The organism is uncultured Polaribacter sp. (genome assembly GCF_947503875.1).
Taxonomy (GTDB): domain Bacteria; phylum Bacteroidota; class Bacteroidia; order Flavobacteriales; family Flavobacteriaceae; genus Polaribacter.
The window spans coordinates 134774-155320 of record NZ_CANNFH010000001.1 but is presented as its reverse complement, the minus strand read 5'-3'; the positions used below and the strand labels follow the sequence as shown (position 1 = coordinate 155320).

Below are 20547 nucleotides of genomic sequence, written 5' to 3'. Positions count from 1 at the left end.
TTATTGTATCGTTTTCGTGTTTTTTGCTATTTCTTTCTTGTCTTCCTTCAAATCTTCTTTCTTGATAACAGCTTCTGTTTTTGTTGCTGGCTTTTCCTCTTCATCTCCACCAGTTAACATACCACCAAAGCTTAAGAAACCAATGCCCATAAGACCTGTAATAATAAAAGTAATTCCTAAACCTCTTAAAGCTGGAGGAACACTTGAGTATCTAATTTTCTCTCTAATTGCTGCAATTGCTAAAATGGCTAAAAACCAACCAATTCCTGATGATATACCATAATTAAATGCCAAACCTAAGGATGCTATTTCACGAGATTGCATAAATAAACTACCACCTAAAATAGCACAGTTTACAGCAATTAATGGTAGAAATATACCTAAAGAATTGTATAATGATGGTGAAAATTTTTCAACAATTATTTCTACCAATTGTACCATTGTTGCAATGGTTGCAATAAACATAATAAAAGATAAGAAACTTAAATCGTAATCTATATACTCTTTACCTAACCACTTTAATGCACCTGGTTGTAATAAATACTGGTCTAATAACCAATTTAAAGGTACAGTAATTGCTAATACAAAAATAACAGCTACACCAAGTCCTACAGCCGTAGTTACTTTTTTTGATACTGCCAAGTAAGAACACATTCCTAAAAATGTTGCAAATACCATGTTATCAATAAAAACTGATTTAAAAAATAATTCTAAATGTTCCATAATTTATATTTTCTGATATTTATTTAAATGAATGATGAACTAAATCATTACTACATTTAAACAAGTTGCTATTATTTAATTTTCTTCTACTAACGCAGGGTTTCTACTACGTTGCACCCAAATGATAAGGCCAACCACTATTAAAGCCATAGGTGATAATAACATAAATCCGTTATTCTCATAACCTATTGCGTATAAACCTGTCTTAGTAATAGGATCTCCCAAAACCTGGTATCCTAATAAAGTACCAGCTCCTAAAAGTTCTCTAAAAAAACCAACAATAATTAGTATTACTCCATATCCTAAGGCATTTCCAATACCATCTAAGAAAGAACGCCAAGGCTTATTTGCTAATGCAAAAGCTTCAAAACGTCCCATAATAATACAGTTGGTAATAATTAAACCTACAAAGGCACCTAATGTTTTACTAAGCGGATAAGCAAATGCTTTTAAAACTTGATCTACAATAATTACTAATGAGGCAACTACAATAAGCTGCACAATAATTCTAATTTTAGAAGGAATAACGTTTCTCATTAATGAGATAACCACGTTTCCAAAGCCCATTACAAATATTACTGCAATACTCATTACTATAGAAGCTTTTAACTCTGCAGTAATTGCTAACGCAGAACATATACCTAAAACCTGAATAGTAATTGGATTGTTATCCGTTAAAGGATCTGTAATTAACTTGGTATCTTTTTTTGATAATAATGCCATTTTACGATTTATTTTTTAAGTTCTGGAAATAAGGTAAGTATAACTTCAAGTCTTTTTTAATCATTGCAGATACACCATCACCTGTAATAGTTGCACCCGTTAAAGCATCAACTTCGTAATCATCTTTAATTTCGTTAGTAGGATCATTATTTCCTTTTGCTACAGTTATGCCTTTAAAAACACCTGCATCTGTTAGTAATTTTTCACCATAAAAATCATCCATAAAATAACGCTGTTTAATATTTGCACCCAAACCAGGAGTTTCTCCTTTATGATCAAAATAAGCACCTCTTACTACCATATCTTTATCTAAAGCAACATAACCCCAAATTGCGTCCCAAAGACCAACACCTCTAATTGGCGCTACATAAACAATTTTATTGTCTTGCATACCTTTAAATAAAGGTAAAAAACGAGACTTGCCTTCTTTAGCTCTGGTTTGTTGTTTTTTAACATCAATTAAATAAGGCTCAATACTATTGGCCTTCATAAACTCGTCACGACTCATTTCTTTAACAATTGCGCCGTCTTTATATTCTAAAACAATTTGTTCTGTAACACCTGTAGAAAAAACTTCAGCAACTTTATCTTCTGAGATAAAATTGATACTTCCTTCTTCATTTTCGTTAATTCCCATAGCATACAAAATATTTTGCTGCTTTTCCATTCTTTCGTTTTCCTTAATATTTGGCTTTAAGGAAGCCGCAGTAAACGCCAATAATGAACCAACTACGATTACCATTACAGTAGCGAATATTACCGTATACGAATTTTTATCTGTATTTGCCATAATTATGCTGTTTTAGCTTTTAAACGTTTCATTCTTCTCTTAACGTTTCCTTGCACAACATAGTGATCTATTGTTGGTGCAAAAACATTCATTAATAATATTGCTAAGAAAACTCCTTCTGGATATGCTGGATTAAATACACGAATCATTATTGATAAAAAACCAATAAGGAAACCATAAATCCACTTTCCTTTATTTGTTTGAGAACCTGTTACAGGATCTGTTGCCATAAATACAGCACCAAACGCCAAACCACCAATCATTAAGTGTTCCCAAAAAGGCGTATTCATTAAACCATAAAATTTACTAGATTCTGTAATTACATCTGCACTAACAACAGCATTAAAAATTAAGCCCATTACTGCAGCGCCTACAAATGTAGATACTATTATTCTCCAACTTCCAATTTTTGTAAAAATTAAAAAAGCTGCTCCTAATAATATCAATAATGTTGAAGTTTCTCCTACAGAACCTGGTATAAAGCCCATAAACTTATCCCAATTCGAATAAATAACTTCTGAATTTTGTGCATAACTACCTAAAATCGTTTCTCCTGATATTGCATCTGCAGTTCCTGCTCTTTCTGTTGCTTCATATACCCAAACTTTATCTCCAGACATCCAAGTTGGATATGCAAAAAATAAGAATGCTCTAATAGTTAATGCTGGGTTTAGAATATTCATTCCTGTCCCACCAAAAACTTCTTTTCCAATTACAACACCAAAAACCACTGCTACTGCTAACATCCATAAAGGTGTATCAATAGGAACAATTAAAGGTACTAACATACCTGTTACTAAATATCCTTCTTCCACTTCATGCCCTTTAATAACTGCAAAAATAAATTCTACAATAAGACCAGCACCGTAAGAAACAATAACTAATGGTAATACTTTAATAATTCCTATCCACAAGTTATCAAACGTAAAAAAGTTAGCTAAAACATCTGTTCTTAAAGATGGGTCTATAGCTGCATAATGTTGATAACCCGCATTAAACATACCAAAAAGTAAACACGGTATTAATGCCGTAATTACAGTATTCATAGTACGTTTTAAATCGTCTGCTGCTTTAATGTGAGTACCTCCATGAGTTACTTCATTTGGCAAATATAAAAAGGTATGGATTGCATTAAATGCAGGTGCCATTTTTTTACCTTTATACTTTTCTTTTAAATTATGTAAGTTTTGTTTTAAGCTCATAATAGTATAATCTTATCCTAATTCTTCTCTCATTAAATCTAAACCTTCTCTAATAATCTTTTGATGCGGTTGTTTAGATACACAAATAAATTCTGTTAAAGCAAAATCTTCTGGTGCTACTTCATAACCACCTAAAGCTTCCATTTCATCTAAATCTTTATACATAAATGCTTTTAACAATTGCATTGGATAAATATCTAAAGGAAAAACTTGCTCATAAGAACCAGTAACAACAAACGCTCTGTGCTCGCCGTTTGTGTTGGTATTTAAATCATACTTTTTATTTGGTGTTAACCAAGAAAAAGTTAGTGCTCTAGAAGTAGATACTTTATCAAAAACAGGCTTATTCCATCCAAAAAACTCATAATCGTCTCCTTCTGGTATTGCTGTAATTTGATTATCGTAATAACCTAAAAAATCGTCTTCTTTAATTTCTGTTCCAGAAAGTACGTTTCCACTAATAACTCTAGTATTATCGCTATTTAGATTTCCTTTTACTAAATCTGCAACGTTAGCTCCTGCAATAGCAGTTACATATTGCGGCGTAGCAAATTTAGAACCTGTTAAAGCCACTGTTCTTTCTAAATTCAACCTTCCTGTTAATAACATTTCTCCAATTACAACTAGGTCTTGAGCGCTTAAAGTCCAAACAACCTCTCCTTTGTTAATAGGGTCTATTTGTGCAATTTGAGTACCAACATTTCCTGATGGATGTGGCCCAGAAACTTTATGAAGTTGAATATCTTTTAAGTTTGCAAAAGGCGAATTTGAATTCTTACCAACAGAAACGTGCACTTTACCTTGTGTTAGCTTAGAAATTGCGGTTACAGCAGCTTGTAATTCTTCTTCTTTACCTGCCAATGTAAAATCTAAATCTGCAGCTAAAGGTGCACTTGCATAAGCAGACACAAAAATTGCTTTTGGCGCCTGATCTGGATTAGCAACAACATCAAACGGACGCTGTTTTACAAATGGCCAACAACCTGATGCTAATAAATGATTTTTAACCTCTTCTGCAGACATATTGTTTGCATCTTTGGTACCAAAATCTTTATAAGATTGTGTTGCATCTGCAGCTATTTTAACTGCTAAAACTTTTCTTCTTGCTCCACGGATTACCTCTACTACTTTTCCAGAAACAGGACTCGAAAATAAAACAGCTTCATTACTCTTATCATAGAAAAGAGTATCTCCTGCCTTTACTTCTGCGCCTTCTTTTGCAATAAGTTTGGGTATTATTCCGTGAAAGTCTTCTGGCTTAACTGCATAAACACTACTTTGAGAAATAGCAGTAGTGGTTTTTTCTGCAACGCCAACAAGCTTAATATCTAAGCCTTTTTTAATACGAATGTCTTTTGACATAGTAAATTGGAATATTTAGTTAACTAAAAAAATCGATGCAAAAATAATGGTTTTAACGATTATTTTAGATATAAATATTCTTTAATATTAGTTAAAAAATCTTATTTATAATTATTCTAAATAAATAGGTTTGTTATAAAATATCAAAATCTTTTTTTGGCTTAAATTTTGATTAATCTATGAAATGATTTAATATTTTTGTAAAATGAGCAAAAAAACAACTACTACATTTCTTCTGTTTTTTACGTTGATAAGTTTTAGTCAACACATAAAAACCATTCAATTAAGGCCATTACAAGAAAATGTGTTTACAGCAATTGTCCCTTTAGGCACTGTTTTAGAATTGTCTTTTGATGATTTGGAAGCAGATAGCAAAGACTATCAATATAAAATAGAACACATGACCTATGATTGGAAAAAAAGTAGATTATTACCTAGCCAATATATTAATGGCTTTGATCAAAATTATATCATAGACGTAACCAATTCGTTTAATACGTTTCAAAGTTATTCACATTATGCTGTAAGAATACCCAATGTAAATACAGAAATAACCAAGAGTGGTAATTATTTACTTTCTGTGTTAGATGAATATGATGATGTAGTTTTTACTAGAAAATTCGTTTTATTTGAAAACTTAGCCACAGTAGGTGTTACTGTAGAAAGAAGTAGAAATACCAAAACAGAAAACTCGCAACAAACCATTCAGTTTTCTGTAAATCACCCAAATATTGCTATTAACAATCCTGGCTTAGAGGTTAACGTTGCTATTGTAAAAAATAACAATTGGCAAGAAACCATTAGCAATCTGCAGCCCACTTTTTTTAAACCAAATCAGCTTTTATACACATACACCAATAAAACTAATTTTTGGGGAGATAATGAATATTTGCATTTTGATAGTAAAATTATTAGAAATAAAAGTTTAAATATTGTTCGTGTTACACACGATGAAGTGTTTAATCATTATATATACCCTACTACTTATAATGAATTTTTAGAATACACCTACAACCCAGATATTAATGGGCAATTTGTAGTAAGAACCTTAGAAGGTAAAGACAATAATACAGAGGCAGATTATGCATTAATGCATTTTACATTAGAAGTAGACGAAATGTTTAAAGAGAAAGAAGTTTATGTTTACGGCGCTTTTAATAACTTTAACACATCAGACAAAAATAGAATGTATTACAATCCTAAAAACCAAACTTACAATGCTAGCATTTTACTAAAACAAGGTTTTTACAACTATACTTTTGTAACCTCAGAAAAAGATAACATTTTAAACACAAAAGATATACGTGGTTCTTTTTTTGAAACTGAAAACGAATATACTGTAATTGCCTACTACAAACCTTTTGGAAGTCTTTTTGATAGAGTAATTGGCGTTGGTACTGGTTTTTTTGATCAGAATAGATAGTCTGAAAATAGATTTGTAAAAACAAATCTAAAAACCTACTTTTACTAGGTATGGTAGAACAAATAACAAAAGGCATAAAAATTTCTGTAAAAACAAACTTTAATAGTGTGAGTAACAGAAATAATACTGCATATTACGTATTTTCTTATGTTGTAACTATAGAAAACCATAGTGAGCATACTGTAAAACTAACAGATCGTTTCTGGAAAATTTACGATTCTTTAAGCGCTACAGAATTGGTAAGTGGTCCTGGTGTTGTTGGGCAAACTCCCACCCTAAAACCTAAAGATGTTTACACGTATAATTCTGGTTGTTTTTTAAAATCTAATATGGGCGCCATGAAAGGTTTTTACACCATGATAAATTTAGAAACTTACGAACAATTTAAAGTATACATTCCTACTTTTAACCTAGCAATACCTGCCTTATCAAATTAATAAAACCAAAAAAAAAGCTTCTAAAAATAAAAGATGCTACGTGTTTAAATTGCGGGCATCCTTTTAATGGGCAAGAAAAATTTTGTGCAGATTGCGGACAAGCAAACAAGGGAAACCAAATAAATTTTAAAGATTTTGTTCGCGAAATTTTTAACGGGTTCTTTAATTTTGATGCGAAATTCTGGAGAACATTAATTCCGCTTTTAACAAGTCCGGGTAAAATATCCAAAGACTATAAAGAGGGTAAAAGAAGCAGGTATTCTAATCCTTTTCGTTTTTACATTACAGTTTCTATTCTCTTTTTTTTAATACTTAGCTTTTCTTCAACTTACGATAAATACAAAGCGTATTCTATGAGCGAAGAAATTACAAAAGTAAACCTAGAAGATGCTTTAAAAGACAATCAAATTAAAGCAGATTCTATTAAAAAAATAGTAGCTCAAGAATTAGAAGAATCTTTTATACCCTTAACTAAAAATTACAAAAAAGAAATTTTAGCTAAAATAGAAGCAGAGGCAAAAGATTCAATTAAAAGAAAAAAAATTAGGAAAAACAAGATTTCTTTTAAAGGAACTAAATTTGACGATTTTATTACTTTCCAAAAGAAAAACCCAAAATTAAGTACAGATATTGCTCTAGATTCTTTAAAACAAAAGAAAAGTTTTAAAAATAGATTTCTATATCAAAAATCTAAAACGGTAAATGAGCTTTCAAATAATAAAGATGTCGTAGACAGATATGTAAAGGAAGCCCTGTCTTACAGTTCTATTGCCCTATTTATTTTTCTTCCAATTTTTACCTTATTTCTTAAATTTTTGTATCTAAGAAGAAAATACACTTATGTAGATCATTTAATTTTTGTTTTTCATACACAAACCGTTTTGTTTATATTATTAAGCATTGCAACTTTTACAGGTATTCTTATTGGTACTGGCAATTGGGGAGTCTTTTTATTTGTGTTTCTAATTTATCTATTCTTAGCAATGAAAAACTTTTACAATCAAGGTTATGGCAAAACTATACTAAAATTTTTATTCTTAAATTTTAGTTACGCTATCATAGGTACTTTAAGTATTGTTTTAGTGGCAATAGTATCTTTTGCGTTATTTTAGTCTAGCAAATCTAAGTACAACATATTTACAGCTGTCTGCTCTTTTTTAACAGAAGTAACACTTACCGTTTCTACAAATTCTCTTTTCATTTTTGGTGAAGTCCCTTTTGTGCCTAAACTTTCATTTTGATGAAATTCTAATATTTCTTCTTGAGAAAAATCTGGATTATTTTTTACCCATTTCGTAAACCAATTTTGACGCATACTTTTCATTTCTTCAGTATACAATGTACTAGAAGACCAAATTATTGGTTCTTGTGGTAATTCTTTAAAATGTTTTTCGGCTCCGTCCCAAACAAGCTCAAAGGTATTTAAACTTGCATCCCAATCTACTAAAACTAGCGTAAAAGGCTCTATTCCAGCAAAATTGAATTCCTCTATAAAAGAAACTGCATTTTTAGCACTTAAAATTTTCTTCACAATAACACCTCTACTCATTTTATAGGGTGGTTTTCTAGTATGAATTTTAAAACCGCCATTTAACAAACAAACCAAACGTTTTCTCTCACTTAAACCAATCCAAGTTCCACCTGCTAATTCGTCTTTTGGGTAAGTTAAGCTTACACCATCTTCTACATAATCTTTTGGCGCTATTGTTTTTCGCAACGGAGTTTCGTCTCTATTAGACGTTAAAATAAAATTATTATCCTGTAAAGGCAAATAGGTAACAGTACACATTAGGCAATTAATATTGAATTAAATATAGCATTTCAAAGAAAATTTTACATTTTCATTAACAAATAGCGTCAAACATACGTTAAAATTATTAAAACAAAAATTGTAACTTTGATTTCTCAAAACTAGTCGATAATTTTTAAATAAACATACAATGGCAAGAGGATTTTTTAATGTTCCTGTAGCAGTTAACGAACCTGTTAAAAGTTACAAACCAAATTCACCTGAAAGAAATGAAGTTTTAGCAACTTATAAAACAATGTACCATGGTAATATAGACATACCTATGCACATTAATGGTGAAGAAGTTAGAACAGGAAACACCAGAAATATTACACCACCTCATGATCATAAACATATCGTTGGGCAATACCATATTGCAGATAAAAGCCATGTTGATACTGCAATTTCTACAGCTTTGGCAGCAAGAGAAGCTTGGTCTTCGGTTTCTTGGATGGAAAGAGCATCTATCTTTTTAAAAGCTGCTGAATTATTAGCAGGACCTTACAGAGCCAGAATGAATGCTGCTACAATGCTAGCACAATCTAAAAATGTTTTTCAAGCAGAAATTGATGCTGCTTGCGAAATGATTGATTTCTTTAAATTTAATGTACAGTATATGACTGATATTTTTAAAGATCAGCCAGAATCTGCTCCAGGAATTTGGAATCGAGTTGAATACAGACCTTTAGAAGGTTTTGTATACGCAATTTCGCCTTTTAATTTTACTTCTATTGCAGCAAATTTACCAGCAGCAGCAGCTTTAATGGGTAATGTTGTTGTTTGGAAACCATCTGACCACCAAGCATATTCTGCACAAGTAATTGTAGATTTATTTAAAGAAGCGGGGTTGCCAGATGGCGTAATTAATGTAGTTTATGGAGATCCTGTCATGATTTCTGATACTGTTTTAGCATCACCAGATTTCTCTGGATTACATTTTACGGGTTCTACAACAGTGTTTAAAAACTTATGGAAACAAATTGGTAGTAATATTCACACCTACAAAACCTACCCAAGAATTGTAGGAGAAACTGGTGGTAAAGATTTTATTTGGGCACACAACTCTGCAAACCCTTTACAAATAGCAACTGCAATAACAAGAGGTGCTTTTGAATACCAAGGTCAAAAATGTTCTGCAGCTTCACGTGCTTACATTCCTAGTTCTATATGGAATGATGTAAAAACACACTTAACAAACCAAGTTAACGAGCTTAAAATGGGGTCTCCAGAAGATACCAGCAACTTTGTAAATGCTGTTATACATGAAGGTTCTTTTGATAAAATTGCAAAATATATAGATGCAGCAAAACAAGATGCAGATGCAGAAATAATTTTAGGTGGTAATTATGATAAATCTGTTGGTTATTTTATAGCGCCAACTGTTATTTTGGCAAAATCGCCAACATATGCAACCATGACTACAGAGCTTTTTGGACCAGTAATTACCATTTACATCTACGAAGATGATGCATGGGAAGCTTCTTTAAAATTAGTTGATGAGTCTACAGAATACGCCTTAACAGGTGCTATTTTCTCAAAAGATAGATATATTGTAGAAAAAGCATCTAAAGCTTTAGAAAATGCGGCAGGAAACTTTTATATAAACGACAAACCAACTGGTGCTGTTGTTGGGCAACAACCTTTTGGTGGTGCTAGAGCTTCTGGTACAAATGACAAAGCTGGTTCTGCACAAAACCTATTAAGATGGACTTCTGTAAGGTTAATTAAAGAGACTTTTGTTAGTCCAGAAGATTACAAATACCCTTTTTTAGGATAAACTACAAAGTTTACAGCACAAAAAAAGAGCATTCAATTATTTGAATGCTCTTTTTTTCATCAATTCTATTTACTAGAATGGTAAATCATCTGGCTCTTCATCAGAAACACTAGACGCTTCTTTAAATTGGTCTACTGGAGGTAAATTTCCTTCTTGAGGTGCTCCTTGAGATAAACTCTCAATTCTCCAACCTTGCACAGAGTTAAAATACTTTGCTTCACCTTGTGGATTAATCCATTCTCTACCTCTTAAGTTTATAGAAACTTTTACGTCTTGCCCAACTTTATAACTATTTAATAAATCTGTTTTATCTTGAACAAATTCAATCATAATCATTTGCGGATATTGCTCATCTGTAGTAACAACTAATTCTCTTTTTCTAAAACCGTTTGCACCAAAAGTTTGTACGTCTCCAATTAATTTAACTTTACCTATAACTTCCATAATATAAAACTTAACTATTTAATTAAAAGCACTTTCCAAGCACTTTCTACATCATTTTCTTTTAAAAACTCTTGGGCAAATGTATGTTTTTTTGTGGTTTCTAGCCCAATAAAATTCGCGTGTTCTTTCGCAAAGTTATCAACACTTTTTTGTGATGGTAATTCTGAAACATTACCTAACATACCTAAATTATTGCCCGTTAAAATAGTACTATTTCTTATTTCTTGTGGTATATTATCTACACCAATTCCCAAATTAGCAGTAGGTTTTGGTATTTCAAAAAAACCGTCTTTTGCCCTTGTATAATAACTACCTCCTGCTCTAGCTACCAAATCTATTTTATGTTGGTCTATAGCGCCTGTTTCATCTAAAACAGCATCTTGAATATGAATTTTTACAACTTCACAAATAATAAGATTTCCTGCGCCTCCTTCTTCACCAGTAAAAAGTACATCTTTTACTTTACACTCAAATTGCACAGGAGATTCTGCCACTCTAAATGGTTTTACAATATCAGACTTTAACATGGTAAAACCTGCTTTATCAAACTCGTTTACACCTTTAGCATATTCTGTACTGCTTAAAGACATTTGTTGCACAATAGTATAATTTACCACATTAATTACCACTTCTTTTGTTTCTAAAGCGTTTTCTAACGTATGTTTTATTGTATTGTCTCTCACTCTTCTGGCAGGAGAAAATATTAATGTTGGCGGATTAGAACCAAATACATTAAAAAAACTATAGGGAGACAAATTAGGGTTACCAGCTGCGTCTATTGTGCTAGCAAATGCAATTGGTCTTGGCGCAATTGCTCCTAATAAATAACCATGTAATTTACCAGTAGCAATTTCTTTTGGATCTATTGTAAGCATGTTCTTAATTTTTTGTCCTTAAATATACTATCAAAAATACAAATGAGTTATCTATTGTAAACCTTTATATTTGTTTTAATGAAATTTTTAACAAACACCATCTTATTCAAAAGAATTGCCATTATTGCTTCGCTTACCATAGTTTCTTTAATTCTTTGGAATACGTATGTGTTTTTTCAAAAATTTAAGGTAGAAGAGCGTTTAAAAATAGAGGTTTTAGCTGAAGCTCAAAAAGAATTGGCAAGTAATACCAATTTAAATGCAAGTGTAGATTTGCCACTAAAAGTTATAGAAAGCAGCAAAAGCATACCAATGATTTTGGTAGACGAAAATGAAAATATTTTAGAGGTTAGTAATTTAGATTCTATAAAATCATTAGATAAAAATTATGTAAAGGAACAATTGGCAATAATGAAATCAGAAAATAAGCCGATTGAAATGAGTTATAAAGGAAAAAACAAACAATACATCTATTATAGAGATTCAGATTTACTAAACAAACTCACTTATTATCCGCTTGCTTTAATTTTAATTTTAATACTTTTTTTAAGTATTATTTATCTGTTTTACAGCTCTAACAAAGTTTCTGAAACCAATAAATTATGGACAGGTATGGCAAAAGAAACTGCACATCAAATTGGTACACCTTTGTCTTCTCTTTTAGGTTGGATAGCCATTTTAAAAATGGAAAAAGTAGACGATACCTATATTACAGAAATAGAAAAAGATGTAGCCAGATTAAATACCATTGCCAACCGCTTTTCTAAAATTGGCTCTACTCCAGAGTTAGAAGAAAACAATATTATAAATATTACCAAAACCGCTTTTGATTATTTAGAATCTAGAAGTTCTAAACAAATCACTTTTACTTTTAACAGCATTGCAACAGACATAAAATGCAATTTAAATATAGAGCTTTTTGGTTGGGTTATAGAAAACTTAATTAAAAATGCTATTGATGCCATGTTAGGTATTGGTCAATTAAATGTAACCATTACAGACGCATCCAAAAAAGTAAAAATTACTGTTTCTGATACAGGGAAAGGAATGCCTAAAAAGTTATTTAAACAAATCTTTAAACCCGGTTTTACCACAAAAAAACGTGGCTGGGGCTTGGGTTTATCTTTATCTAAACGAATTGTAGAAGATTACCACAAAGGCAAAATTTATGTGAAAAAATCTGAAATTGATAAAGGAACTACTTTTGAAATTTTACTGGATAAGATTTAATTTTTTTGATTTTTCTCTGGACGAATTACGTACTTGTATTTTTTGTATTTAGAACTTACATATCCAAACAGTAAACCAAAAAGCATATGAAGAACAAATTTAACTATTACATTTTTAAACGTAATTTCTTCCCCATCAATTAACGGCCAAACAAAGGTCATTCCTACAAACATATAAAGACCCCAAGCTAAACCAAATCTAATCCAAGGTTTCATTTTTATTAAACGTTTTAGCAATGGTTTCTGCTAAAGCAGAAAATTCTTCTTTAGATAATTGTACTTTTTCTGTAAACTGCATATCTGCCATTTTATTAGTTGGCACTAAATGTACATGAACATGTGGCACTTCTAAACCAATAACACTCATACCAACTCTTAAACAAGGCACCGCTTTTTCTAAGGCTTTTGCTACTTTGTAAGAAAATGCCATTAATTTGGTGTATTCTGCTACAGACAAATCGAAAATTTTATTTTCTTCTTTTTTAGGCACAACCAAAGTATGGCCTTTTGCATTGGGATTTATATCTAAAAACGCAATAAAATCTTCGTTTTCTGCTACTTTATAACTTGGTATTTCTCCGGTAATTATTTTTGTAAAAATGCTCATTGGTGTTTGGTTTGTGGTTGTTGGTTGTTGGTAAATATAAAAAACAAATTCGAATTTTGATATGCTCAAAATCCGAATTTTTATGTTTTAAAAGTATAATTATTTGCTTTTAGGCTAAAAGTTTACAAACAAGTTTAGCCCCGACTGAAACGGCATCCTTTTTACTTACATTAGAATGTAAATTCTAATGTAAGTAAAAAGATATAGTGAAAAGCGGGAGATAGCTTCTAAAAAAACTATCTAGAAATTTCTACAATCTCAAATTTCATAATACCACTTGGCACTTTTATCTCTGCAATTTCACCTACTTTTTTACCTAATAAGCCTTTACCAATTGGCGAGTTTACAGATAATTTACCATTTCTAACATCGGTTTCAGAATCTGCTACCAATCTGTATTTAAACTCCATACCATTTGTAGTATTTTTAATAACTACATTAGAATGTATTAAAATTTTAGAAGTATCTAATTGACTTTCATCTAAAATACGGGCATTTGCTACCACATTTTTTAACTTTGCAATCTTAAACTCTAAGTGAGATTGTTCTTCTTTAGCTGCATGATATTCTGCATTTTCACTTAAATCTCCCTTATCTCTTGCATCTGCAATTTCTTGAGTAACTCTTGGCCTTTCCTCTTGCTCTAATTGCAATAATTCGTCTTTTAGTTTTTTTAAACCTTCTGGTGAATAATAAGATATATCGCTCATAATTATTGTCTTTTTAATGGTACTACTTTTTCTTACAAATACCCTTTTGGGTTAAATTTAAAAATCTCATTGCCCGCAAAAGGAATGAGATTCTTTAACAAATGTACAAAATATTTGTAACTTGCTTGCGTTTTTAAAATAGTGAAAACCTAAAATTATGATAAAAAATGTATTTATATTAATCTGTATAATATTTCTTACAAGCTGTTCTAGTAATGATGTACCAGAAAATTGTTTACGTACAGATTTACCTTTAAATATAACCACAGATTTAAATAACCCACAACTTATAAACGCACAAACCCCAGGAGGTTTTGTAGATTTAGTTGGTGGTATAAATGGTGTATTACTATTTAATAAAAACGGCAACGATTTTGTTGCTTTTGATAAACTTTGTCCACAAAATGATTGTGATGCTCCTATGACTTTTGAAAAAGGGTTGGTTTTAACTTGCGCTTGCGACAATAGCGAATACAGCGTTCATTTTGGTGGCGCACCACAAACAGATGGTTTTGAATGTGCTGCAAGAGAATATCGTGTTTTAAAAAATGGCTCTTCAATTAGAATAACTAATTTTTAGTGAAAGTGAGCAGAGTTGTGTACTTTTGCTAAAACACAACAATTTTACTCGTGATAAATTACTTTTCTTCAGATTTTAAATTGGGCGTTCTTGGTGGCGGTCAATTAGGTAGAATGCTACTTGCCGAAACTCAAAAATTAGACATACATACTGCTATTTTAGATGGTAACAAAAACGCGCCTTGTGCTGCAATTTGCGATACGTTTGTAGTGGGCGATTTATTAGATTTTGATGCTGTTTACAATTTTGGTAAAACCGTAGATTTACTAACTATAGAAATAGAAAATGTAAATTTAGACGCTTTAGATAAGTTAGAAAGTGAAGGTTTACCCATTTATCCCAAACCCAAAGATTTAAGGATTATACAGAGTAAAGCAAGACAGAAAAACTTTTATATAGATCATAAAATACCTACTGCTCCTTTTTCTCATTATGCTTATTTAGAAGAATTAAAACATTCTTATGAAAACAATATTGTAACTTTTCCTTTTGTTTGGAAAGCTGCGCGTTTTGGTTATGATGGTAATGGTGTAAAAATTGTTAGAAATATTGCCGATTTAGAATCTTTACCAAATGTAGAATGTATTACAGAACAACTCATACCTTTTAAGAATGAATTGGCGGTAATTGTTGCTAAAAACAAAGCGGGAGAAACAAAAACATATCCTGTAGTAGAAATGGAATTTCACCCAGAAGCAAACCAAGTAGAGTATGTAATTTGCCCTGCTAGAATAGCTAATAATGTTGCGAAAAAAGCAAGAGAAACTGCTTTACATATTGCTGAAAAATTAGATTTTATTGGTTTGTTGGCTGTAGAAATGTTTCAAACCACAACAGATGAAATTTTAGTGAATGAAGTAGCGCCAAGAACGCATAACTCTGGTCATTATTCCATAGAAGCCAGTTATACTAGTCAATTTGAACAGCATTTGCGTGCCATTTTAAATCTTCCGTTAGGAAATACAGAAAGTAAAGTTGCAGGAATTATGGTAAATCTTGTTGGTGCTGCAGGATTTTCTGGAGAAGTAATTTATGAAAATATTGAGGAAATTTTAAAAATAGATGGTGTAACACCTCATATTTATGGTAAAAAAGAAACACGCCCTTTTAGAAAAATGGGTCATGTAACCATAGTAAATAAAGATATTGACAAAGCTAGAGTTATTGCTCAGGAGGTTAAAGAGACGATAAAGGTAATAGCAAAGTAATTGTAAATTAAGCTGAACTTATTTCAGCTTCTAAATAATAAAACAACAGACCCTGAAACAAATTCAGGGTAAATCTAAGATTTATGGTAGGAATAATAATGGGAAGCGATTCTGATCTTCCAGTAATGCAAGAAGCAATAGATATATTAGAAAGTATGGACATTTCTATTGAAGTAGACATTGTGTCTGCACATAGAACTCCAGAAAAATTGGTTGAATACTCCAAAAACGCACATAAAAGAGGTATAAAAGTAATTATTGCTGGCGCAGGTGGCGCAGCTCATTTACCAGGAATGGTGGCTAGCATGAGCCCTTTACCAGTAATTGGTGTTCCTGTAAAAAGTAGAAACTCTATAGATGGCTGGGATTCTATATTATCTATTTTACAAATGCCTGGTGGTGTGCCTGTAGCAACAGTTGCCTTAGATGGTGCAAAAAATGCAGGTATTTTAGCGGCACAAATTATTGGCGCTTCAGACCAATGTGTTTTAGATAAAATTATTGCCTACAAAGAAGGCTTAAAAATTAAGGTAGAAAAAGCTGCTGAACGCGTAAAAAAATAATACATCATAGAAAACAACAAAACCATTAAGCATAAAATTGTTTAGTGGTTTTATTTTTTCTTAGATGAAATGACTAATTGGTGTATCACTAATTTTTTATTTTGAATTTGAGTATTATTTAAAAAAGCTTTAAAAAGGTAAATCTGCTGAAATAGTACCTTCTAAATTTAAAGTAATATGAGTCCATTTATTTACAGCGACTTCTCTAACTGCAGATCTAAACATTCTTCTATTTGAAACGCCCTCTGTATTATTTCTATATACTCCTGCATACTCTCTACCCGCTTCAATAAAAAACATAAAAGTGTTTACTTGCGCACCTTCTTCATATAAAACCTATTTAGAGGTTATGTCTGCAGGCTTAAACCAAAACTCAATTGTTCTATTTCTAATATTTAGTAAGTATATGGCCTCTATATTTGATATCATAATAAAATCACAAGATCTATTTAAGCTAAAGTCAACTCCAGAAGGTATTTAAGCAACAATAATATGAGTAATAAAAGTAATAAAACCGGAAAATACTTTTTTTATAAATCTCATAAATATTCTCTTTAAACTATTGCATTACACTTTAACTTTAATTCAATTTTAAATAAAAGTATTGTATTACTCTATATTTATAGCTTTTATTAGTTAAACGAGAATAAATTACCGATAAATGGATATTTTTTTAGTTAAGTTTTAAACTAATCTTTTAATAATTATCTTTGATTCTTATTAAATATAAGAAAATGAATGTACTTTTAAACGATTTTGATACACCTCCTTTTGCTGCAATTACTAATGAAAATTACAAACCCGCAATAAAAGAGGCAATTGCACTTGCTAACAAAGAAATAAAAGCCATTGTAAATAATACGCAAGCACCTACATTTGAAAATACAACAGTTGCCTTAGATTTTTCTGGTGAAAAATTAAATAAAATTACCAGTATTTTTTTTAATTTAAACTCTGCAGAAACCAATGAAGAAATGCAAAAAATTGCACAAGAAGTTTCTCCTTGGTTAAGTGAATTTAGAAATGATATTACTTTAAATGCGCCATTATTTAAAAGAATAAAAACAGTTTATGATAGTCGTAAAGATTTAGAATTAACCAAAGAGCAACAAATGCTTTTAGAAAAACAATACAAAGGTTTTTCTAGAAACGGTGCAAATTTAAATGAAGTAGATAAAAATAAGCTAAGAGAAATTGATGCACAACTCTCTAAACTTTCTTTACAATTTGGCGAAAATGTTTTGGCAGAAACCAATGCTTTTGAAATGCATTTAACAGCAGAAAAAGATCTTGCTGGGTTGCCAGAGTCTGCAAAAGAGGCCGCAAAACAATTGGCGCAAGAAAAAAATAAAAAAGGTTATATTTTTACCTTAGATTACCCAAGTTACATACCTTTTATGACCTATGCAGACAATAGAGAACTGCGTAAAAAATTGGCTATTGCCAATGGCAAAAAGGGATTTAAAAACAATGCGCATAACAATGAGAAAATTGTATTAGAAATTGTAAACCTTCGCCATAAAAGAGCAAATTTATTGGGTTACAAATCGCACGCAGCTTTTATTTTAGAAGAGAGAATGGCAGAAACGCCAGAAACTGTATTTAATTTTTCTAATGAATTATTAGAAAAAGCAAAACCAGCGGCTTTAAAAGAATTTAAAAATTTAACCGATTTTGCCAATAAATTAGACGGAATTCAAGAGTTACAAAAATGGGATGGTGCCTATTATTCAGAAAAACTAAAAAAAGAAATTTTTGATTTAGACCAAGAAGTTTTAAAGCCCTACTTTCAATTAGAAAACGTAATAGCAGGCGTTTTTACAATTGCTAATAAACTATTTGATTTAGAGTTTGAAGAAACAACTACCATTCAAAAGTACCACGAAGATGTAAAAACATACCATGTTACAGACACAAATGGTAATTTTATTTCGGTTTTTTATGCCGATTTTCATCCAAGAAAAGGCAAACGAAATGGTGCATGGATGACCTCTTACAAACCACAACAAATAAAAAATGGTATTAACGAAAGACCTCAAGTGTCTATAGTTTGTAATTTTACAAAGCCTGTGCTGAGCAATGATGGAGTAACACCAACAAAACCTTCTTTATTAACTTTTAATGAAGTTACTACCTTGTTTCACGAATTTGGCCATGCTTTGCATGGTATGCTTGCCAATACTACCTACAACAGTTTATCTGGAACTTCTGTATCTTGGGATTTTGTAGAATTGCCAAGTCAAATTTTTGAAAATTGGTGTTATGAAAAGGAAGCACTAGAAATATTTGCAAAACATTACGAAACAGGAGAAGTGATTCCTATGGAATATGTTGAAAAAATTAAGGCCTCTGCAAGTTTTCATGAAGGCATGCAAACTTTAAGACAATTAAGTTTTGGGTTACTAGATATGCAATGGCACTCTAAAGATCCATCAAACATAACTTCTTTAAAAGATTTTGAAACTGCTGCATTTACAGACACAAAATTATACCCAGATGTTGCCGAAAATGCTATGAGTACTGCTTTTTCTCATATTTTTCAAGGTGGATATTCTGCAGGGTACTATTCTTACAAATGGGCAGAGGTTTTAGATGCAGATGCTTTTGAATATTTCTTAGAAACGGGTATTTTTAACAAAGAAACCGCTACAAAATTTAAGGAACACATCTTATCTAAAGGTGGTACAGAAAAACCTATGGAATTGTACAAACGCTTTAGAGGTGCAGCACCAAAACCAGATGCACTTTTAAGAAGAGCAGGTTTAATTTAATGTACTTTTTCTAACACTTAAAGTTAATTAGAAACAGTAATTAATTATTTTAAAGAAAATCGAATTTTTATTTATTATTTTTATGAAATGAGAATTCGATTTTCAATTTTGTTACTCTTTCTTTCTTCTTTCTGTTTTTCACAAATTATAATTACAGGAAAAGTTTATGAAGTAAATAGTGTATTGCAAGGTGCCGCTGTATATTTAAATAATACAATGTTAGGCACAACCACCAATGCAAAAGGAGAATTTACATTACCCGTAAAAAAAGGTCTTTATCAGTTAGTTATTTCTTATTTGGGTTATGAAAAAATTATTTACAACCTAAATACTTCAACTTATAAAAAACCGCTAAAATTTGTTCTTAAAGAAACTAGCAATACTTTAAATGAAATTGTAGTTAAAAAAACAATTTATAACCAAGAATGGAGATACAATTTAGAAAGTTTTAAAAAAGATTTTTTAGGAACAACTAAATTTGCAGAAGATTGTAAAATAGAAAATCCCAAAGTTTTACATTTTGATTTTAATAGAAAAACCAATTTATTAATTGCCATTGCAAGAAAACCCCTTATCATAAAAAATAAAAGTTTAGGCTATGAAATTATATATGAACTAGATGAATTTGAGCGCAGTAATCAAACTACCGTATATTTAGGTTATGCCCGTTACAAAACACTAAAAGGTGGCCAAAGAAAACAACGCAAATGGGCAAAAAATAGATTAACTGCTTACAATGGCTCTTATTTGCACTTCTATCAATCTATATTAAGAAACACTACTTATAAAGACGGTTTTTTAGTACACCAATTTAAAAGATTGCCAAATCCTGAAAGGCCAACAGCTCTAGAAATTAAAAAAGCACAAACATTAATCCGTTTAAACCTTGCCAACTTAAATTTTTCTAAAAAAATAGAAAACCCAAAAACAAAATTAGATTCTGCATTGGTTATTTCTAGAAAAGCAAGATTGCCAAAATTTAAAGATTATTTGTACAAATCTAAAGTTCCTATTAAAGACATTATTGAAAGAAAACCAAATGGTACATATTTTAATTTTAAGCATAATTTAGTGCTTGTTTACACCAAAGAGAAAGAGGAAATGGCTTTTATATTAAGAAATACTTTTAGTAAGTTAAGAACACCAACCTACCAAACCTCTACACTTCTACCAAACACAATGCCCATTAAAATAGAGAAAAACGGCATGCTAGAAAATCCTTTAGCGGTATTGTATGAAGGCTATTGGTCTTTTGAGAAGTTTGCCAATTCTTTACCTTTAGATTATGTTCCAGTTGGCAGTTCTCAGTAAGCAGTTTTCAGTTGGAAATTGGA

Annotated in this window: 22 protein-coding genes and 1 pseudogene; 11 read left to right on the top strand and 12 right to left on the bottom strand. The window is 31.0% G+C overall.

From position 1 onward, the window contains the following. From nqrE to Q0684_RS00675, 5 genes are all read right to left on the bottom strand, one after another. Nucleotides 1-723, bottom strand: coding sequence for an NADH:ubiquinone reductase (Na(+)-transporting) subunit E (gene nqrE, locus Q0684_RS00695; RefSeq protein WP_299012121.1), 723 nt, complete (start codon nucleotides 721-723; stop codon nucleotides 1-3). Nucleotides 724-798: 75 nt separating this feature from the next. Next, nucleotides 799-1446: an NADH:ubiquinone reductase (Na(+)-transporting) subunit D gene (locus tag Q0684_RS00690; protein ID WP_299012120.1), complete on the bottom strand. Its 648-nt coding sequence runs from the start codon at nucleotides 1444-1446 to the stop codon at nucleotides 799-801. Between the two features lies 1 nt (nucleotide 1447). Then, complete coding sequence (locus Q0684_RS00685) at nucleotides 1448-2239, bottom strand: Na(+)-translocating NADH-quinone reductase subunit C (protein WP_299012466.1); 792 nt, start codon at nucleotides 2237-2239, stop codon at nucleotides 1448-1450. Further along, a complete protein-coding gene (locus Q0684_RS00680) occupies nucleotides 2239-3438 on the bottom strand; it encodes an NADH:ubiquinone reductase (Na(+)-transporting) subunit B (RefSeq protein WP_299012119.1) in 1200 nt (399 codons plus the stop codon). Before Q0684_RS00680 ends, Q0684_RS00685 begins: the two co-directional genes overlap by 1 nt. A 12-nt stretch (nucleotides 3439-3450) precedes the next feature. Continuing rightward, nucleotides 3451-4800, bottom strand: a complete 1350-nt coding sequence (locus tag Q0684_RS00675) for a Na(+)-translocating NADH-quinone reductase subunit A (protein ID WP_299012118.1) — start codon at nucleotides 4798-4800, stop codon at nucleotides 3451-3453. A gap of 205 nt (nucleotides 4801-5005) precedes the next feature. On the opposite strand from Q0684_RS00675, the gene Q0684_RS00670 reads away from it, so the two are divergent. The 4 genes and pseudogenes from Q0684_RS00670 to Q0684_RS00660 all read left to right on the top strand — a co-directional run bounded on the left by Q0684_RS00670 (nucleotide 5006) and on the right by Q0684_RS00660 (nucleotide 7772). Beyond that, nucleotides 5006-6223: a DUF5103 domain-containing protein gene (locus tag Q0684_RS00670; protein WP_299012117.1), complete on the top strand. Its 1218-nt coding sequence runs from the start codon at nucleotides 5006-5008 to the stop codon at nucleotides 6221-6223. Nucleotides 6224-6273: 50 nt separating this feature from the next. After that, a complete protein-coding gene (gene apaG, locus Q0684_RS00665; RefSeq protein WP_299012116.1) occupies nucleotides 6274-6660 on the top strand; it encodes a Co2+/Mg2+ efflux protein ApaG in 387 nt (128 codons plus the stop codon). Continuing rightward, nucleotides 6651-6953 (top strand): annotated as a pseudogene (locus tag Q0684_RS13495) (DUF3667 domain-containing protein); the annotation flags it as partial. The gene apaG and the pseudogene Q0684_RS13495, both read left to right, overlap by 10 nt. Before the next feature lie 60 nt (nucleotides 6954-7013). Further along, nucleotides 7014-7772, top strand: coding sequence for a hypothetical protein (locus tag Q0684_RS00660; RefSeq protein WP_299012115.1), 759 nt, complete (start codon nucleotides 7014-7016; stop codon nucleotides 7770-7772). Here Q0684_RS00660 and Q0684_RS00655 read toward each other — a convergent pair. Further along, on the bottom strand, nucleotides 7769-8449 hold the full coding sequence (locus Q0684_RS00655; protein WP_299012114.1) for an NRDE family protein: 681 nt from the start codon (nucleotides 8447-8449) through the stop codon (nucleotides 7769-7771). The two genes, Q0684_RS00660 and Q0684_RS00655, sit on opposite strands and share 4 nt — an antisense overlap. Before the next feature lie 151 nt (nucleotides 8450-8600). On the opposite strand from Q0684_RS00655, the gene pruA reads away from it, so the two are divergent. After that, nucleotides 8601-10226 (top strand): L-glutamate gamma-semialdehyde dehydrogenase, encoded by a 1626-nt coding sequence (gene pruA / locus Q0684_RS00650; protein ID WP_299012113.1) that lies wholly within the window; start codon nucleotides 8601-8603, stop codon nucleotides 10224-10226. 72 nt (nucleotides 10227-10298) lie between these two features. Here the strand turns inward: pruA and Q0684_RS00645 are convergent, their stop codons facing one another. Both Q0684_RS00645 and Q0684_RS00640 read right to left on the bottom strand, forming a co-directional pair. Then, the gene (locus tag Q0684_RS00645; protein WP_299012112.1) at nucleotides 10299-10670 is read right to left on the bottom strand and encodes a DUF3127 domain-containing protein; all 372 of its coding nucleotides are present in this window, start codon (nucleotides 10668-10670) and stop codon (nucleotides 10299-10301) included. 14 nt (nucleotides 10671-10684) lie between these two features. Beyond that, nucleotides 10685-11545 carry a flavin reductase family protein gene (locus Q0684_RS00640; protein ID WP_299012111.1) on the bottom strand — a complete coding sequence of 287 codons (861 nt, stop codon included), beginning with the start codon at nucleotides 11543-11545 and terminating at the stop codon, nucleotides 10685-10687. Nucleotides 11546-11623: 78 nt separating this feature from the next. Here Q0684_RS00640 and Q0684_RS00635 point away from each other — a divergent pair, with 78 nt between their 5' ends. Continuing rightward, a complete protein-coding gene (locus tag Q0684_RS00635) occupies nucleotides 11624-12775 on the top strand; it encodes a HAMP domain-containing sensor histidine kinase (RefSeq protein WP_299012110.1) in 1152 nt (383 codons plus the stop codon). Here Q0684_RS00635 and Q0684_RS00630 read toward each other — a convergent pair. From Q0684_RS00630 to greA, 3 genes are all read right to left on the bottom strand, one after another. Then, entirely contained in the window at nucleotides 12772-12990 is a 219-nt protein-coding gene (locus Q0684_RS00630) for a hypothetical protein (protein ID WP_299012109.1), read from the bottom strand. The two genes, Q0684_RS00635 and Q0684_RS00630, sit on opposite strands and share 4 nt — an antisense overlap. Beyond that, nucleotides 12974-13381 carry an HIT family protein gene (locus tag Q0684_RS00625; RefSeq protein WP_299012465.1) on the bottom strand — a complete coding sequence of 136 codons (408 nt, stop codon included), beginning with the start codon at nucleotides 13379-13381 and terminating at the stop codon, nucleotides 12974-12976. Before Q0684_RS00625 ends, Q0684_RS00630 begins: the two co-directional genes overlap by 17 nt. A 236-nt stretch (nucleotides 13382-13617) precedes the next feature. Continuing rightward, nucleotides 13618-14091, bottom strand: a complete 474-nt coding sequence (gene greA / locus Q0684_RS00620; RefSeq protein WP_299012108.1) for a transcription elongation factor GreA — start codon at nucleotides 14089-14091, stop codon at nucleotides 13618-13620. A 157-nt stretch (nucleotides 14092-14248) separates the two neighbouring features. On the opposite strand from greA, the gene Q0684_RS00615 reads away from it, so the two are divergent. The 3 genes from Q0684_RS00615 to purE all read left to right on the top strand — a co-directional run bounded on the left by Q0684_RS00615 (nucleotide 14249) and on the right by purE (nucleotide 16442). Continuing rightward, nucleotides 14249-14671 carry a phosphoribosylaminoimidazole carboxylase gene (locus Q0684_RS00615; protein WP_299012107.1) on the top strand — a complete coding sequence of 141 codons (423 nt, stop codon included), beginning with the start codon at nucleotides 14249-14251 and terminating at the stop codon, nucleotides 14669-14671. A gap of 50 nt (nucleotides 14672-14721) precedes the next feature. Then, nucleotides 14722-15879 carry a 5-(carboxyamino)imidazole ribonucleotide synthase gene (locus tag Q0684_RS00610; RefSeq protein ID WP_299012106.1) on the top strand — a complete coding sequence of 386 codons (1158 nt, stop codon included), beginning with the start codon at nucleotides 14722-14724 and terminating at the stop codon, nucleotides 15877-15879. A gap of 83 nt (nucleotides 15880-15962) precedes the next feature. Further along, a complete protein-coding gene (gene purE / locus Q0684_RS00605; RefSeq protein ID WP_299012105.1) occupies nucleotides 15963-16442 on the top strand; it encodes a 5-(carboxyamino)imidazole ribonucleotide mutase in 480 nt (159 codons plus the stop codon). Nucleotides 16443-16571: 129 nt separating this feature from the next. On the opposite strand, the gene Q0684_RS00600 is transcribed toward purE, so the two are convergent. Then, nucleotides 16572-16742, bottom strand: a complete 171-nt coding sequence (locus tag Q0684_RS00600) for a hypothetical protein (protein ID WP_299012104.1) — start codon at nucleotides 16740-16742, stop codon at nucleotides 16572-16574. 434 nt (nucleotides 16743-17176) lie between these two features. Here Q0684_RS00600 and Q0684_RS00595 point away from each other — a divergent pair, with 434 nt between their 5' ends. Further along, nucleotides 17177-19213, top strand: coding sequence for a M3 family metallopeptidase (locus tag Q0684_RS00595; protein ID WP_299012103.1), 2037 nt, complete (start codon nucleotides 17177-17179; stop codon nucleotides 19211-19213). Between the two features lie 87 nt (nucleotides 19214-19300). Further along, nucleotides 19301-20524: a carboxypeptidase-like regulatory domain-containing protein gene (locus tag Q0684_RS00590; RefSeq protein ID WP_299012102.1), complete on the top strand. Its 1224-nt coding sequence runs from the start codon at nucleotides 19301-19303 to the stop codon at nucleotides 20522-20524. Nucleotides 20525-20547: the final 23 nt, after the last annotated feature.

Excerpts from the sequence above, each read along its gene's own strand:
- Q0684_RS00635 (WP_299012110.1), top strand. The coding sequence starts at position 11,624 with ATGAAATTTTTAACAAACACCATCTTATTCAAAAGAATTGCCATTATT.
- pruA (WP_299012113.1), top strand. The coding sequence starts at position 8,601 with ATGGCAAGAGGATTTTTTAATGTTCCTGTAGCAGTTAACGAACCTGTT.
- Q0684_RS00655 (WP_299012114.1), bottom strand. The coding sequence starts at position 8,449 with ATGTGTACTGTTACCTATTTGCCTTTACAGGATAATAATTTTATTTTA.
- Q0684_RS00630 (WP_299012109.1), bottom strand. The coding sequence starts at position 12,990 with ATGAAACCTTGGATTAGATTTGGTTTAGCTTGGGGTCTTTATATGTTT.
- Q0684_RS00660 (WP_299012115.1), top strand. The coding sequence starts at position 7,014 with ATGAGCGAAGAAATTACAAAAGTAAACCTAGAAGATGCTTTAAAAGAC.
- Q0684_RS00625 (WP_299012465.1), bottom strand. The coding sequence starts at position 13,381 with ATGAGCATTTTTACAAAAATAATTACCGGAGAAATACCAAGTTATAAA.
- Q0684_RS00670 (WP_299012117.1), top strand. The coding sequence starts at position 5,006 with ATGAGCAAAAAAACAACTACTACATTTCTTCTGTTTTTTACGTTGATA.
- greA (WP_299012108.1), bottom strand. The coding sequence starts at position 14,091 with ATGAGCGATATATCTTATTATTCACCAGAAGGTTTAAAAAAACTAAAA.
- Q0684_RS00645 (WP_299012112.1), bottom strand. The coding sequence starts at position 10,670 with ATGGAAGTTATAGGTAAAGTTAAATTAATTGGAGACGTACAAACTTTT.
- nqrE (WP_299012121.1), bottom strand. The coding sequence starts at position 723 with ATGGAACATTTAGAATTATTTTTTAAATCAGTTTTTATTGATAACATG.
- Q0684_RS00640 (WP_299012111.1), bottom strand. The coding sequence starts at position 11,545 with ATGCTTACAATAGATCCAAAAGAAATTGCTACTGGTAAATTACATGGT.
- purE (WP_299012105.1), top strand. The coding sequence starts at position 15,963 with ATGGTAGGAATAATAATGGGAAGCGATTCTGATCTTCCAGTAATGCAA.
- Q0684_RS00590 (WP_299012102.1), top strand. The coding sequence starts at position 19,301 with ATGAGAATTCGATTTTCAATTTTGTTACTCTTTCTTTCTTCTTTCTGT.
- Q0684_RS00595 (WP_299012103.1), top strand. The coding sequence starts at position 17,177 with ATGAATGTACTTTTAAACGATTTTGATACACCTCCTTTTGCTGCAATT.
- Q0684_RS00680 (WP_299012119.1), bottom strand. The coding sequence starts at position 3,438 with ATGAGCTTAAAACAAAACTTACATAATTTAAAAGAAAAGTATAAAGGT.
- Q0684_RS00675 (WP_299012118.1), bottom strand. The coding sequence starts at position 4,800 with ATGTCAAAAGACATTCGTATTAAAAAAGGCTTAGATATTAAGCTTGTT.
- Q0684_RS00690 (WP_299012120.1), bottom strand. The coding sequence starts at position 1,446 with ATGGCATTATTATCAAAAAAAGATACCAAGTTAATTACAGATCCTTTA.
- apaG (WP_299012116.1), top strand. The coding sequence starts at position 6,274 with ATGGTAGAACAAATAACAAAAGGCATAAAAATTTCTGTAAAAACAAAC.
- Q0684_RS00615 (WP_299012107.1), top strand. The coding sequence starts at position 14,249 with ATGATAAAAAATGTATTTATATTAATCTGTATAATATTTCTTACAAGC.
- Q0684_RS00600 (WP_299012104.1), bottom strand. The coding sequence starts at position 16,742 with ATGTTTTTTATTGAAGCGGGTAGAGAGTATGCAGGAGTATATAGAAAT.